The following is a 14,351-nucleotide window of genomic DNA, read 5'->3' on the forward strand; positions in this document are numbered from 1 at the left end:
GGGGGCGACATGACGCAGGCAGCGGAACGGGCGCGGCGCGGGCCGCTGTCGGGCGCGGCGGCCGCCTTGCTCGTCGCGGTGTTCGTCGACGCCCTCGGCAGCGGGCTGTACATGTCCGTGTCCGTCATCTTCTTCACCCGCTATCTGCGTCTCAGCGGCGGCCAGGTGGGCATCGGGCTGTCCGTCGCGGGCGCCGTGTCCTTCCTGTCGCTGGTGCCGACCGGGATCCTGGCGGACCGGGTCGGCCCGCGGCGCATGCTGATCGGCGCCCATCTGGTCCGGGCCGCGCTGCTCACCTGCTATCCGTTCGTGTCCGGCTTCGCGCCCTTCCTGCTGGTGGTCTCGCTGCTCGCGGTGGCCGACCGCGGGGCCTCGCCGCTGGTGCAGGGCCTGTTCGGTACGGCGGTCACCAAGGAGCGGCGGGTCCGCGCCATGGGCCGGGCCCGTTCGCTGCAGAATCTCGGGCTCGCCCTGGGCGGCCTCGCGGCCGGTGTGGTCCTGCTGCCGGACAGCGACGGGCTGTACGTGGGCATCGTGTACGCCAACTCGCTCTCCTTCGTGATCGCCGCGGCGCTGGTGGCACGGCTGCGGAGCGCCGAGAGCGCGCCGGGCGGCGGCCGGCCGCTGCCGTGGAGGCAGCGGATCAGCGTGTTCCGGGACCGCCGGTTCGCCCTGCTCACCGGGCTGAACTCGCTGGTGAGCCTGCATGTCACCGTGCTGACGGCCGGTGTCCCGCTGTGGGTGCTGGCCCATGACCGCATTCCTCGGGCGGCCATCGCCTGGACCCTGGTGCTGAACACGGTCGTCGTGGTGCTCTTCCAGGTGCGGGCCACCCGGGGCATCGAGAGCGCCGAGGACGGCGGGCGGGCGCTGCGGCGCGGCGGGCTGCTGCTCGCCGTGTGCTGCGGCGGGCTCGCCGTGACCGGTGCGGTGCCCACGGGGGCCGCGGTGGCCCTGCTGCTCGGCGCTGTCGCGTTCCAGGCGTTCGCCGAGATGCACCAGCAGGCCGGTGCCTGGGCGATCTCGTACGACCTCGCGCCCGAGGACCGGCGGCAGGTGTATCTCGCCTTCTTCGGCCTGGGGAACGCGGCGCGCAACACCTACGGGCCGCTGGTCATCACCTTCCTCGTGGTGCAACGGGGCGCGGTGGGCTGGCTGTTGCTCGGAGTCCTCGTCCTGGGTGCCGGTGCCTGGGCGGCCCGGTGCAGCCGGTCGCCCGCCGCCGACCCCACACCCCTCTCGTCGTCGCTCCTGTCCCCGGTCCAAGGAGGAAGCCGTGGCCATCGCTCCTGAACAGTCCGTCATCGTCGTCGGGGCCGGGCCCACGGGTCTCGCCCTGGCCTGTGAGCTGGCCGCCGCGGGCGTGTCCTGCACGGTCCTCGAACGCCGGCTCGCGCCGTCCACGCAGTCCCGCGCCATGGGCCTGTACAGCAGGACCATGGAAGTGCTCGATCTGCGCGGTCACGCCGACGCGCTGGTGGCCCTGGGCCGGCCGGTCAGCCGGATGGTGCCCGCGCGCGGGGCCCGCGTCGACTTCGCCGAACTCGACACCCGGTTCCCCTCCCTCAATGTCATCCCGCAGAGCCGTACCGAGGAGGTGCTGCAGCGGCGCGCCCTCGACCTCGGGGTCACCATCGAACGCGACGCCGAGGTGTTCGGTCTGGCGCAGGACGCTTCGGGTGTCACGCTCCAGGTGCGGACGGGCGGCGGTGAGTGGGAGGAGAGCGCCGACTTCGTCGTCGGCTGCGACGGCGCCCACAGCGTCGTACGCGGACTCGCCGGCATCGCCTTCCGCGGTCGTACGTACGACATCGCGCCGATCCTCGCCGATGTGCGGCTGCGCAAGCCGCCGCCGGACGATGTGCTGATCGTCTCCGGCGGCGGCGGGGTCATGGTGTCCGTGCCGTACGGCGACGGGCTGTACCGGATCGCGGTGGCGCGCCGGGACCGGCCGTGGACCCGGGAGCCGGTCACGCTGGACGAGCTGAGCGAGGTGCTCACACGGGCGCTGGGGTTCGATCCCGGGCCGTACGAGCCCGAGTGGCTGGCCCGGTTCAAGATCCATCAGCGCATCGCGGACCAGTACCGGACCGGGCGGGTGCTGCTGGCCGGGGACGCGGCGCATCTGCATTCGCCGCTCGGTGGGCAGGGGCTGAATCTCGGGATCCAGGACGCCGTGAATCTCGGCTGGAAGCTCGCCGCCGAGGTGCAGGGGTGGGCGCCGGCGGGGCTGCTCGACTCCTACGAGGTGGAGCGGCGTCCGCAGGCGGAGCGGATTCTGCGGGCTACCGACCGGGCGACGCGGCTGGCCACCACGCCGTCGGCCCGGGTGAGCGCGCTGCGTCGGGTCGTGCTGGCCAAGGCACTGTCGTATCGGCGGGTCCGGAAGGTCGCCGGGGAGGCGATCTCGGGGCTGTCGAACGGGTACGCGGGGCGTGGCGGCGCGCTGGGTCACCGTGCGGTGCGGGTGGGGCAGCGGGTGCCGGATCTGACTGTGCCTCGGGTCGGGGCGGGGCCGGTGCGGCTGTACTCGTTGATGCGGGACGGGCGGTTCGTGCTGCTCGATCTCGCGGAGGACGGGCGGTGTGCCGCGGTCACCGAGGCCTGGGGGTCTCGGGTGAGTCCGGTGCGGGTGGGTGCCGCGGTGCCTGAACTGCCGGGTGTGCGCGCGCTGTTGGTGCGGCCCGATGGTTACGCGGCCTGGGTCGACGGGGCTGCGGATCCGGACGGGTGCGAGGGGCGGGTCCGGCTGGCGTTGAACCAGTGGTGCGGTGTCGAGGGGCCGCTGCCTCAGACTCACCCGGAGAGCGGTGGTGAGGTGAGCGCGGTGCCGGGGCCGGCGGTGCCTGCCGAGCAGCCGTCCGCAGCCGTCGAACAGACATGAGGCCGTCTGGTTCCGGTTCGCCTGCCGCCCGGGGTGGGTCACGGCCGTGCGGCATCCGTCCTCGGTCCGGCACGGTCAGCCACCGAGGCACCGCTCGCGAGCGGAGCCCTGCCACAGCAACCGTCCTCGGTCCGGCACGGTCAGCCACCAACGCACCGGCTCGCCCCCGGCCCGCCACGGGACGGAGCCCTGCCACAGCAACCGTCCTCGGTCCGGCACGATCAGCCACCAACGCACCGGCCCGCCTCCCGGCCCCCCGCGGGACGGAGCCCTGCCACAGCAACCGTCCTCGGTCCGGCACGATCAGCCACCAACGCACCGGCTCGCCCCCCGCCCCGCCGCGGGACGGAGCCCTGCCACAGCAACCGTCCTCGGTCCGGCACGGTCAGCCACCAACACACCGGCTCGCCCCCCGCCCCGCCGCGGGACGGAGCCCTGCCACAGCAACCGTCCTCGATCCGGCACGGTCAGCCACCAACGCACCGGCTCGCCCCCCGGCCGTCGTGGGGCGGGGCCGTGCCGGAGCATCCGTCCTCGGTCTGGCGCGGAATCGGTCGGTTTTCGGGGAAGCCGTGTTGACGCGCCATCCGCTGCGGGCGGACGTTCCGGCACGTCCCCTTGCGTGCGTCGGCGGGTGCGGGTGCTTGGGGGCTCATGTGCACATGCGTTGGCGGGGAGGAGGGTGTTGTGGGGCAGGGTGTGACGTCCCGGTCGTTGCGTACGCGTGAGGCGATTCTGTGCGCGGCTCGGGTGCATTTCGCCGCTGACGGGTATCAGCGGGCGACCATACGGGCCATTGCCGCCACGGCGGACATCGATCCCTCCATGGTCATGCGCTATTTCGGGAACAAGGAGCGGCTGTTCGATGCCGCCCTCGATGTCGACCTGGGGCTGCCCGATCTGGCGGGGACGCCACTGGAGCGGCTGCCGCATGCCCTCATCGGGCATTTTCTGGCGCCGTGGGAGCAGGACGCGGCCGAGGGGTCGCTGCGGCTGCTGCTGCGTTCGGCGGCGACCAATGAGCGGGCGGCGGAGCGGTTGCGTGCGGTGCTGCATGAGCAGTTCACGAACAGTCTGACGGGGGTGTTGGGGGCCGAGCGGGCGGCTGCGGGGAGTGGGCTGGTCGCCGCCCAGTTGTTGGGGGTGGCGTTCGCCCGGTATCTGCTGCGTCTGCAGCCGATCGCCGGGTTGTCCGTGCAGGCCCTGGCCGATCTCGTCGCTCCGTCGATGCGGGCCGCGCTGGCCGGTCTTTGAGCATGCGCGCAGGGCGCCCGTTGCCGCGAGAGCGGCAACGGGCGCCATGATGTGTGTGCTATTCGCGCCAGCTCAGGGGTGAGCGGTAGGAGGCGCCGGGCAGGGGGCGTTCCCAGAGGGGTACGACGGTCGTCGGTGTGGATTCCTCCGTCGTGGTCGCGGCCCGGGCCAGCAGGACCGCGGTCAGGGCGGCCAGTTCCTCGGCGCGGATGTCGCCTCCCTTGACCACTCGGACCAGGGGCGGCGTTGCTTCGGTGGCTGTGGTCATGGTGCTCCTCACTGGGGCGGGTTGCCGTGTTTGCGGGCTGCCAGGTCGGCGTGTTTTGTGCGCAGCATGTGCAGGGACTCGATGAGGACATGGCGGGTGTCGGCCGGGTCGATGACGTCGTCGAGGAGGCCGCGTTCGGCGGCGTAGTACGGATGCATCAGCTCGGCCTGGTACTCCTTGACGAGCTGGCGGCGGGTGGCCTCGGGGTCGTCGGCCGACTGGATCCGGCGGCGGAAGATCACGTTGGCGGCGCCCTCCGCGCCCATCACCGCGATCTCGTTGGAGGGCCACGCGTACGAGAGGTCGGCGCCCACCGAGCGGGAGTCCATGACGATGTACGCGCCGCCGTAGGCCTTGCGCAGGATGAGGGAGATACGGGGGACGGTCGCGTTGCAGTAGGCGTAGAGGAGTTTGGCGCCGCGGCGGATGATGCCGTTGTGTTCCTGGTCGACGCCGGGCAGGAAGCCGGGGACGTCGACCAGCGTGACCAGCGGGATGTTGAACGCGTCGCACATCTGGACGAAGCGGGCCGCCTTCTCGCTGGCGTCGATGTCGAGGACGCCGGCCAGGACCATGGGCTGGTTGGCGACGATTCCCACGACCTGGCCGCCGAGCCGGGCGAGGGCGACGATCACGTTCGCCGCCCAGCGTTCGTGGACCTCCAGGTACTCGCCGTCGTCGACGATCTCCTCGATGACCTGTCGCATGTCGTACGGGCGGTGGCCGCCCGCGGGGACGAGGTCGAGGAGTCGTTCGCAGCGGCGGTCCGGCGGGTCCTCGGGGGGCGCTGCGGGGGCGGTCTCCCGGTTGTTCGGCGGGAGGAGGGAGAGGAGGTAGCGGACCTCCTCCAGGCAGGTTTCCTCGTCGTCGTACGCGAAGTGGGCCACGCCCGACACCTCCGCGTGCACGTCCGCGCCGCCCAGGCCGCCGAGTGTCACCTTCTCCCCGGTGACCGTCTCGACCACGTCGGGGCCGGTGATGAACATCTGCGAGGTCTCGCGGACCATGAACACGAAGTCGGTGAGTGCCGGGGAGTAGGCGGCCCCGCCGGCGCAGGGGCCGAGTATCACGCTGATCTGCGGAATCACCCCGGAGGCGCGGGCGTTGCGGCGGAAGATCCCGCCGTAGCCGGAGAGTGCGGTGACGCCCTCCTGGATACGGGCGCCCGCGCCGTCGTTGAGCGAGACGAGCGGGGCGCCGGCGGCGACGGCGCGGTCCATGATGCGGTGGATCTTCTCCGCGTGGGCCTCGCCGAGTGCGCCGCCGAAAATGCGGAAGTCATGGGCGTAGACGAAGACCGTGCGTCCGTGGACCGTGCCCCAGCCGGTGATCACGCCGTCGGTGTGGGGCCTGCGGTCTTCGAGACCGAATCCCGTGGCGCGGTGCCGGCGCAACGGCTCCACCTCGTTGAAGGAGCCTTCGTCCAGGAGGAGTTCGATGCGTTCGCGGGCCGTGAGTTTGCCCTTGGCGTGCTGGGAGGCGGTCGCCTTCTCGTCCGGCCCCCGCCGTACTTGTTCGCGGAGCCCGTGCAGCTGGGCGACGCGTGCCCTGATGTCGGGGGCGGCCGCTTCGCCGGCGGTCATGGCGCGAGCGGCGAGACGGGGTCGCCGGCCGTGAGGAGGTGCGGGACCGCGGGGTGCGCGGGGGCGGCCTCCTGGGTGTCCATCGACCAGTTGAGCAGTGCGATGCCCAGGCTCATCCCGCCGCCGAACGCGGCGAGGACGACCAGGTCACCGGGTGCCGCCGCTCCCCTGCGGTTCATCTCGGCGAGGGTGATCGGGACGGAGGCGGCGCCGGTGTTGGCGTAGCGCTCCAGGGTGAGGTGGAGGGCGGCCCGGTGCAGGCCGAGGTCGGGCCAGAGTTCGGCGAGCATGATGCCGTTCGCCTGGTGCGGGACGAAGTGCTGTACGGCGTCGGCGGGTACGGCCGCACGACGCAGCAGCCGGTCGATCTCGGGGGGCAGGGTGCGGGTGACGAAGTCGCGTACGCCCCTGCCGTCCATGCGGAAGTAGTGGTCGCCGTCGGTCAGCGTCTGGGGCGAGGGCGGGCGGCGGCTGCCTCCCGCGGTGACCTCGATCAGTCGGTGGGCGTCGCCGCGGGAGACCAGGGAGATCTCCCGCAGCCCGAGGCCCGGGGCGACTGGGCCGAGGACCGTCGCCCCGGCGCCGTCGCCGAAGAGGGCGGCCGTGCGGCGGTCGGTGTAGTCGAGGATGCGGGAGTAGATGTCGGCACCGATGACGAGGCCGTGGCGGGGTTCGCCGTCGGCGGCACCGCTCAGCAGCTTCTGCACGGTCTTGAGCGCGTAGACGAAGCCGCTGCACACCGCGTTGACGTCGAAGGCGGCGGCCCGGCCGGCCCCGATGCGGTGCTGGACGAGCGCGGCCGTGGCCGGCTGCGGATGGTCCGGGGTGGAGGTGGCGACCACGACGTAGGCGAGCTGATCGGCTGTCAGTCCCGCGCTTTTCAAGGCGCGTTGGGCCGCCTCGACGGCCAAATCCGAGGTGGCTTCGTGCGGCGCGGCGCGGCGCCGCTCACGGATGCCGGTCTTACGGACGATCCACTCGTCGGTCACGCCGGCGCCGCGCCCGATCTCCGCGTTGCTGATGATGGCCTCGGGCAGGTACGAGCCCACTCCGATGATGCCGATGGACTGCACGATTCCTCCTCGGGCAGCGGCGAGCCACGACTTAACTCACCAGGCGTTGAAATCATCGCAGAGCGGCTTGACAAATTCAACACCGAAAGAGTTCACTGAAGCGTGAATTAATCGGGCGGCGCCGCCCGACACGCCTCACACCAACGGGAGTTGCCGTCATGACCGTCACCAGCGCAGAGACCGTGGCCGAGACCCGGGCCGAGGCGACCCAGGCCCTGATCTCCGCAGGGCGCACCCTCTTCACGCAACTCGGCTACCGCCAGACCGACTTCACGGACCTGGCCGAAGCGGCAGGCCTGGAGGAGGAGTTCGCCCGCGGACTCCTTCCCGACAAGGCCGCGGTCTTCGACGCCCTGATAGAGCGGACCGTCAAGGTGGCCGGAATTCTCCGCCCCGCGGTGACCGAGGGAGTCGACGAGGACCTGCCCCTCCGCCTCGCTCGCACCTATCTGGCCCTGTGGGAGCCCAACGAGGAGGACTCCCCGATGGTCGAGCTGTACCGGGTCGCGCTGTCCGACAAGGACGCCTCCGCGATACTGCGCGAGCGCATCTCCAAGACCCTGAACGGTCAGGTCGACCAGGAACTGCCGAGCCCGGACGCGGAGCTGCGCACCGCGCTCTTCGGCGCCCAGTTGGGCGGAGTAGCCTTCGTGCGACACCTCCTGAGGGTGGACGCCGTCGCCGCGGCGGACCTGGAGACAGTGATCCGGGCCATCGCGCCGGGACTGCGGCAGACCATGCTGGAACCTGTCCGGTAGACCACGATGGAGGAAAGCAGCGGCTCCCCCGTCGTGCACCGGTGAGCGGGGGAACGGGTCCCCGGCTCGAGCGAAGCCGAGAGTGAGGGAGCGCGCAGCTGCAAAGCGGAGGAGGGAGTCGACGCGATGGGGGTCCCCGCGCGAGCGAAGCCGAGCGGCGCGATGGCGGTCCCCGCGCGAGCGAAGCCGACCGCGGGAGTGCGTGCCACACCCCGCGTCTGCGCCGTGATCGGCCGGACAGCGCCGGCAGAACAATCCGCCGCGGTCCCCGGCCGCGACCCTGCCGAAGACGGCAAGCACGTAGTCGGCAAGCACGTAGTCGGCGCCTCCTGGGGGGCGACAGCCCGCGGTGACCGCGAACCGCCGTGGCGGTGAACGACCCCCCGCCGGGAGCCGACGTTCACGCCAACCGCTCGACATCGTCAAGTAGTTGCTTTGCGCTACCTGTGGATGGAATTCCGGGGGCACCCCCTGCTAGGATGGTTTTCACTACTCAGTGAATTACCCGCTCACGGAACCCCCGAAGTGCAGTGATCCCATGACATCCAGTCTCGCAGACGGTTCGTCCACCCCCGCCCGCAAGTCCGGCTCTCCCCGACGGGCGTCCTCCCCGGCAGCGAAGAAGCCCCGTCCGGTGCGTGCGCGCAGCGGACGTAGGCCCGGCGACAGTGGCACGAGAGATCAGATCCTGGAGTCGGCGCTCCACCTCTTCGCCGACCGCGGCTACGCCAGGACGACCATCCGCGCGATCGCGGAGGACGCTCAGGTGGACCCGGCGCTGGTGCACCACTTCTTCGACAACAAGGAGGGGGTGTTCGACGCCGCGGTCAACTCGCCGCTCAGCGTCGCCTCCATCTTCGACGAGTTGCCTCCGTCCATGGAAGGCGATGGCACCTCCGAGGCCTCCTGGCTGGCCCGCACCTATCTGTCGTTCTGGGAGAGCGAGGAGACCCGTTACGGCATGACCGCCATCTACCGGGCGGGCCTCGCCGACAGCGCCACGTCCGACACGCTCCGCGCCCGCGTGGAGGAGAGCACCAAGAGGTGGGCGGCGAACTCCGGTTACAAGGACCGCCCCGACGCCGAGACCCGCGCGGCCCTGGCCTCGGGCCATCTGGTCGGACTCGCCGTCATGCGCTACGTGCTCCAGGTCCACCCACTGGCGTCGATGGAATTCGAGGAGTTCCTCGCCTGGGTCGTGCCGGCCCTGGAGCTGCGCCTGTCCAGCGAGCTGGAACCCCGCAGGGCACAGACGCAGGGCTGACCTCCCCCGAGGAGCCGTCGCCGGCGAGCGGGAGCCGGTGACTCCGGAGGGGAGTCACCGGCTCAGCCACCTTGCTGGTTCGGTCAGTTGGCAGGATCACCCGCGGTCCATGTCACTCCCACGGACGCCAGACGGCCCGTACGGCGATCAGGGACACCCCCGGACCCGCCGCCAGCAGCAGGCCGTGATCGCCTCCGGCGGGCGACTTCGCGAAGGTCCGCTCCAGCACATCGAGGACCGAGACCGAACCCACGTTGCCCAGCTCCTGCAACGAGTCGCGGGCGAGATCCACCATGCCGGGGCTGCAGCCGAGGCCGTTGACGACGGCGTCCAGGATCCTGGGACCGCCGGTGTGCGAGACCACGAACCGCGGCGCCGCATCCGTACCGGGCGGTGCGGTGCGCTCCAGCCAGTCCCGGAGAAGCGGCATCGCGCTCTCGACCACGTGCCGCAGCCTCGGCGAGTTGAAGGCGTGCAGCCCGTCGCCCTCCAGACGACTGCCCACGATGTCATGGCTGTGGGGGTGGACGTACTCCCAGGAGCCGGTGAGCTCCATGCCGCGCCCTTCCGCTTCGGTGCGTACCACACAGGCGCCGGCCGCGTCACCGAAGAGCCCTTTGAGGATCATGCCGTCCAGACCGGAGTCGCCCCGGTGCAGATAGTGGCTGAACACGTCGGAGCACACCACGAGGACGGTCGATCCCGGGTGGGCGGTCACCATCTCCATGGCGCGGGCCAGGGCGAACACCCCGCCCCCGCAGCCCACTTGAGCAACCGGTATTCGGCGAACGGACGGCGGCAGGTCGAGCCGCTCCATCAGGAACACGTCGAGCCCCGGCATCGTGTGACCGGTCGAGCTGAGGACGACCAGGCCGTCGATGTCGGTGACGTCCAGCCCCGCTTCGAAGAGGGCTCCGCGAGCGGCCTGCTCCGCCAGCTCCAGACTGTCCTGCAGATGCCTGCGGGTGCGCTCGGCGAGCGGGAGGGCGGGGTCGAACTGCTCCTCCAGCGGACGGGAGTACCAACGCGTACGTACCGTGGTGGACCGGATGACCCGGCCGGCCACGGCCAGGCCGGGGTGGTCGGGGTACAACTCCCCTATGCGGTCGAGTAGTTCATCGGTGGTCACCTGGTGGCGCGGCAGGGACACGACGGGAGCACTGACGACGGACATGGGACCTCCAGGAGCTCTCGGACAGATGCGAACGGAGAACGGGCCCGCTTCGAACGGCGAATCACCGCCTCGTCAACGGAGTGCGATGGCGACCGCCGGTACGTTCGACAGCTCTCGCAAAGGAAGTCTGAGCACGCGAAACACCCCCAGGTGCCTGACTCGTGCTCCCCCCGTTGGGAGCGCCGTACAGCGCGGAAGAAAGAACGTCGAGCTCGATGGCGCGTGACGATCAAGAGCGTGGTTCCCGGGCCACCCGCCCCGAGGGCGCGCTGCGAACGATGGGGGTGTCCGGGCTGAGCCCAGGACACGTCCGTCGGCGCTTCCCAAGGCCCGCAACGGGCCCGACGAGTGAAGCCAACGCGACCGTACGCCAGCCGAGTTGATGCCAGCAAGCCCCTATTTCAACAAGCGTGGAATCCACCGGACAACCGTCGCGCCTTCAACTTTTCACCACATGCAGCCTCTCGGCACGAGCTCTCGGGCGCAGAAATCAACAACCATTGAAATCATTGCGTGTTGAGTTTACTCTCGGTCTGTGCGAACCGTCCACGCCCACACCGAGGAAGGGCCGACCGCCATGCACGCACCGGCGCACCACCGCGCGGACACCGACCCCTGGGTGGAGCGCGCGGCCTGCCGTGATGCCGACCCCGAGACCTTCTTTCCGCCCGCCGGCGGCACGGACGACGAACGGGAGGCGGTGGCCAAGCGGTTGTGCGCCGGCTGCCCCGTCTCCCGGCAGTGCCTGCACGAGGCGCTCCGCAACGCGGAGAGCACCGGGATCTGGGGCGGGCTCACCGTCCGCGAACGCCGGGAGCTGCTCCGGGTCGCCGCGACCCTCGGCGCCATCAGCTCCGAGCTGGCCGCGTTCCTGGCGAACGGGGGCCGGCGCATCGATCCGCATCCGCGCCAGCGCCCGGCGTACGTGTGGTTCCTGCGCCGCCGCGGCTGGAGCCCGCAGCGGATCGCGGGCGCGCTGGGACTGACCTTCGGCCAGGTCCAACAGGCCTGGCGTACGGCCGAGTCGGCGTCCGCGTATGTCCGCGCCCCCGAGACCCGAGCCGCCGAGTCCCCTGCGCCGGGGCCCCGTATCCGCCCGACCGGAGCGCTCGCCGCCGACCGTGGCCGGGCCTCATGACCGCCCTCGCTCTCGCCGAGCCGCGCCGCCTGGCGCGCTCGGTGACCACCGACGACGGCGCCGAGATCGCCGTCTACGCACAGGGCGATCCCGACGCCCCGGCCACCGTCCTGCTGTGCCACGGCTGGACGATGTCCGCTCAGGACTGGCGACCGCACATCGACGCGCTGACCCGCCCCCGCCAGGGCTTTCCCGCGGTGCGCGCGGTCAGCTACGACCAGCGGGGCCACGGCCGCTCGACCCGGGGCGGCGCCGCGCTCGACATGGCGCTGCTCGGCCGTGACCTCGCCCGTGTGCTCACCGAGGCGACCCGGGACGACGCGTCCGTGGTCGTACTCGGCCACTCCATGGGCGGCATGGCCATCCAGCAGCTGGCCGCCCGCCAACCCGCCCTGTTCGGCGGACGGGTGACCGGCGTGGGCCTGATCTCGACCTGTCTGAACGAGGTCGCCGAGGGCCTGACCGTACCCGTCGACCGGCCCGGCGCGGCCGTACGACGGCTGTCCCGGGCCCGGCAGCGGGTCGCCGACGGGCTGCTGCGCTCGCCCCGCTCGGCCAGGACCGTGCACCGGCTGCTCACCGGGCCGCTGTCGCACCCCAACACCGCCCCGCTGTGGCGCGCGGTGCTCGGGACGGGACCGCACACCGAGACGGTGCGCGAGGGCGCCCGCGCCTTCCGGGACATCCCCGCGACGGCCATCGCCGAGTTCTACGCCGCCCTGACCACCCACGACTGCGCGGGCCGCCTCAGTGCGCTGGCCCGGGTGCCCACCCGGATCCTGGTCGGCGCGCTGGACTGTGTCACGCCGCCCGCGCAGGCCCGGCGGCTGGCCGAGGACATACCGGGCGCGGTGCTGCAGACCGTACCGGGCCAGGGACACGACCTGCCCTACGAGCGGCCCGTCCTCGTCGTGGAGACCGTGCACGCGCTGCTGCGCGAGATGCCCCGGCGCCTGTCCGAGAACCTCGCCCTGTCCGGCCCGGCGGCACGGTGAACCGCCCCGCGCCCACGGGCGAACCGCCTTCCCGCGCCGATGTTCTGACGGCTCGTCGGATCGTGGTCAAGGTGGGCTCCTCGTCCCTCACCACGGCCACCGGAGGCCTCGACTCGGACCGGGTGGACGCCCTCGTGGACGTCCTCGCGCGCACCCGGGCGACGGGCACGGAGATCGTTCTCGTCTCCTCGGGCGCGATCGCCGCGGGCCTCGCGCCGCTGGGCCTCACCGAGCGCCCGCGGGACCTGGCCAGGCAACAGGCGGCGGCCTGTGTCGGCCAGGGTCTGCTGGTCGCCCGCTACACCGCCTCCTTCGCCCGCTACGGACTGCGGGTCGGCCAGATCCTGCTGACCGCGGACGACATCAGCCGCCGTACGCACTACCGCAACGCCTACCGCGCGCTCGCCCAAGTGCTCTCCATGGGCGCGGTACCGGTGGTCAACGAGAACGACACGGTGGCCACGGCGGAGATCAGGTTCGGCGACAACGACCGGCTCGCCGCGCTGGTCGCGCATCTGGTCAGGGCCGACCTGCTGGTCCTGCTCTCGGACGTCGACGGCCTCTACGACGGCGATCCCGGCAAGCCCGGATCGCGACGGCTGCGGGAAGTCCGCGGACGTCAGGACCTCGCGGGCGTGGAGATCGGCAGCACCAGCGGCTCGGGGGTCGGCACCGGGGGCATGGTGACCAAGGTGGAGGCGGCCCGTATCGCCACCGACGCCGGCGTGTCCGTCGTCCTCACCGCCGCCCGGCATGCGGCGGACGCGCTGGCAGGACGGGAGACCGGTACGTTCTTCCACCGCACCGGGGAGCGGGCCGCCGACCATCTGCTCTGGCTGGAGCACGCCAGCAGCCCGCGCGGCGCGGTCCGGCTCACGGCGCACGCGGTGCGGACCGTCGCCCAGCGCCGCGGGCCGCTGCTCGCGGAGGGCGTGACCCGCGTCGACGGTGACTTCGTCGCCGGGGACCCGGTCGAACTGCTCGACGAGAGCGGTCGGGTGGTGGCCCGCGGCCTCATCGGCCTCGACGCGCGGGAACTGCCGCGGCTGCAGGGCCATTCAACGCGGGAGGTGGTCCACCAGGACGACCTGGTTCCCCTCGCCGGCGCCGCGCTCCCCGATCCTCCCACCGCGCTCGCACCGCCCCGCGTCCGGATCCGAATCCGCTCCGCGGAGGAGTACGCCCGCTCACGCCCATGACCGTGAGCGGGTGTGCGCCACCCCAGCGACCCGGCGCACACCTCCACGCACCCGCGGCCGCCCAGGCACGGAAGGGTCCGCCGGTGCATCGAATGCCCGTCGCTCACGGCAGCCAAGCTCCAGCGCCACAGAGAGGTCCAACGCCGGGACGGGCGGACGTACCGGCACGGACCCGACCCACACCCCCCGGACGGCGAGGCGAGACGCGCCGCACGGACCCGAGGCACCCGCACCCCGGCGGGCCCCTCGGCACCGGTGCCGACGAAACGTACGCGCGTGCACGACCGGGCACGCCGCGCGAGAAAGGAAGCCCGCGAAATGGACGATGTGCTGATCGTCGGTGCCGGCCCCGCGGGGCTGGTGACGGCGGCCGAGCTCGCGCTCGCGGGAGTGCGGTGCCGGATCCTGGAGCGCCGCGCCGAACGGTCCGGCCGGTCCCGCGCGTTCGGCCTGCACGCCCGCACTCTCGAGCTGCTGGACGCCAGGGGCCTGGCCGAGCCCCTGGTCGAGCGCGGCTACCGCTCCCCGGAGATCCGGCCGGACACCCGCCTGGTCGACCTGCACCAGCTCTCCATCCGCTTGTCGCCGCCGCTTCGGAACGCGTCGGCGCCGAGTCGGTGGCAGAGCTGCTGGAGCCGTGGTGCGGCACGCCGAAGGCGGCGGTCTTCCCTCGCGTTTGACCGCCGCCTTCCACCGGGGCCTTGTCGTGGGGGGGGGGGGGCGCCGGGGGGGGGCGGGGGGGGGGCCCGCCCCGCGCCCAG

The 14,351-nt window shown here is 72.1% G+C and carries 12 protein-coding genes and 1 pseudogene; 9 read left to right on the forward strand and 4 right to left on the reverse strand.

The genetic code is table 11. From position 1 onward, the window contains the following. The first annotated feature begins 9 nt into the window (after positions 1-9). From AB0D27_RS22275 to AB0D27_RS22285, 3 genes are all read left to right on the forward strand, one after another. Complete coding sequence (locus tag AB0D27_RS22275; protein WP_362511405.1) at positions 10-1,293, forward strand: MFS transporter; 1,284 nt, start codon at positions 10-12, stop codon at positions 1,291-1,293. Next, positions 1,277-2,884 carry an FAD-dependent oxidoreductase gene (locus AB0D27_RS22280; RefSeq protein WP_362511408.1) on the forward strand — a complete coding sequence of 536 codons (1,608 nt, stop codon included), beginning with the start codon at positions 1,277-1,279 and terminating at the stop codon, positions 2,882-2,884. Before AB0D27_RS22275 ends, AB0D27_RS22280 begins: the two co-directional genes overlap by 17 nt. A gap of 687 nt (positions 2,885-3,571) precedes the next feature. Continuing rightward, positions 3,572-4,138, forward strand: a complete 567-nt coding sequence (locus AB0D27_RS22285; RefSeq protein WP_362511411.1) for a TetR family transcriptional regulator — start codon at positions 3,572-3,574, stop codon at positions 4,136-4,138. Positions 4,139-4,196: 58 nt separating this feature from the next. Here the strand turns inward: AB0D27_RS22285 and AB0D27_RS22290 are convergent, their stop codons facing one another. Genes AB0D27_RS22290 through AB0D27_RS22300 form a run of 3 tightly spaced genes read right to left on the reverse strand, consistent with a single transcriptional unit; the run spans position 4,197 to position 7,062 of the window. Beyond that, complete coding sequence (locus AB0D27_RS22290; protein WP_362511414.1) at positions 4,197-4,406, reverse strand: acyl-CoA carboxylase epsilon subunit; 210 nt, start codon at positions 4,404-4,406, stop codon at positions 4,197-4,199. 8 nt (positions 4,407-4,414) lie between these two features. Further along, a complete protein-coding gene (locus tag AB0D27_RS22295; RefSeq protein ID WP_362511417.1) occupies positions 4,415-5,989 on the reverse strand; it encodes an acyl-CoA carboxylase subunit beta in 1,575 nt (524 codons plus the stop codon). Then, entirely contained in the window at positions 5,986-7,062 is a 1,077-nt protein-coding gene (locus tag AB0D27_RS22300; RefSeq protein ID WP_362511420.1) for a beta-ketoacyl-ACP synthase 3, read from the reverse strand. Before AB0D27_RS22300 ends, AB0D27_RS22295 begins: the two co-directional genes overlap by 4 nt. 158 nt (positions 7,063-7,220) lie before the next feature. On the opposite strand from AB0D27_RS22300, the gene AB0D27_RS22305 reads away from it, so the two are divergent. After that, entirely contained in the window at positions 7,221-7,820 is a 600-nt protein-coding gene (locus AB0D27_RS22305) for a hypothetical protein (protein WP_362511422.1), read from the forward strand. Positions 7,821-8,358: 538 nt separating this feature from the next. Further along, positions 8,359-9,084 carry a TetR family transcriptional regulator gene (locus AB0D27_RS22310; protein ID WP_362511425.1) on the forward strand — a complete coding sequence of 242 codons (726 nt, stop codon included), beginning with the start codon at positions 8,359-8,361 and terminating at the stop codon, positions 9,082-9,084. Positions 9,085-9,196: 112 nt separating this feature from the next. On the opposite strand, the gene AB0D27_RS22315 is transcribed toward AB0D27_RS22310, so the two are convergent. Then, positions 9,197-10,258 (reverse strand): type III polyketide synthase, encoded by a 1,062-nt coding sequence (locus AB0D27_RS22315; RefSeq protein ID WP_362511428.1) that lies wholly within the window; start codon positions 10,256-10,258, stop codon positions 9,197-9,199. A gap of 577 nt (positions 10,259-10,835) precedes the next feature. Between AB0D27_RS22315 and AB0D27_RS22320 the strand changes: the two are divergent. The 4 genes and pseudogenes from AB0D27_RS22320 to AB0D27_RS22335 form a co-directional block, all read left to right on the forward strand. Then, a pseudogene (locus AB0D27_RS22320) lies at positions 10,836-11,090 on the forward strand (WhiB family transcriptional regulator); the annotation flags it as partial. Between the two features lie 302 nt (positions 11,091-11,392). Beyond that, positions 11,393-12,391 (forward strand): alpha/beta hydrolase, encoded by a 999-nt coding sequence (locus AB0D27_RS22325; RefSeq protein ID WP_362511430.1) that lies wholly within the window; start codon positions 11,393-11,395, stop codon positions 12,389-12,391. Beyond that, entirely contained in the window at positions 12,388-13,590 is a 1,203-nt protein-coding gene (gene proB, locus AB0D27_RS22330; protein ID WP_362511433.1) for a glutamate 5-kinase, read from the forward strand. Before AB0D27_RS22325 ends, proB begins: the two co-directional genes overlap by 4 nt. Positions 13,591-13,908: 318 nt before the next feature. Continuing rightward, positions 13,909-14,351, forward strand: a 443-nt coding sequence (locus tag AB0D27_RS22335; protein WP_362511436.1) for an FAD-dependent oxidoreductase, incomplete at its 3' end; no start/stop codon positions are given.

It is taken from the genome of Streptomyces sp. NPDC048415 (assembly GCF_040651675.1).
Classification (GTDB): Bacteria; Actinomycetota; Actinomycetes; order Streptomycetales; family Streptomycetaceae; genus Streptomyces.

Bases quoted from the DNA above. Each gene is read 5' to 3' on its own strand.
- AB0D27_RS22275 (WP_362511405.1), top strand. From the start codon at position 10: ATGACGCAGGCAGCGGAACGGGCGCGGCGCGGGCCGCTGTCGGGCGCG.
- AB0D27_RS22290 (WP_362511414.1), bottom strand. From the start codon at position 4,406: ATGACCACAGCCACCGAAGCAACGCCGCCCCTGGTCCGAGTGGTCAAG.
- AB0D27_RS22295 (WP_362511417.1), bottom strand. From the start codon at position 5,989: ATGACCGCCGGCGAAGCGGCCGCCCCCGACATCAGGGCACGCGTCGCC.
- AB0D27_RS22305 (WP_362511422.1), top strand. From the start codon at position 7,221: ATGACCGTCACCAGCGCAGAGACCGTGGCCGAGACCCGGGCCGAGGCG.
- AB0D27_RS22310 (WP_362511425.1), top strand. From the start codon at position 8,359: ATGACATCCAGTCTCGCAGACGGTTCGTCCACCCCCGCCCGCAAGTCC.
- AB0D27_RS22315 (WP_362511428.1), bottom strand. From the start codon at position 10,258: ATGTCCGTCGTCAGTGCTCCCGTCGTGTCCCTGCCGCGCCACCAGGTG.
- AB0D27_RS22325 (WP_362511430.1), top strand. From the start codon at position 11,393: ATGACCGCCCTCGCTCTCGCCGAGCCGCGCCGCCTGGCGCGCTCGGTG.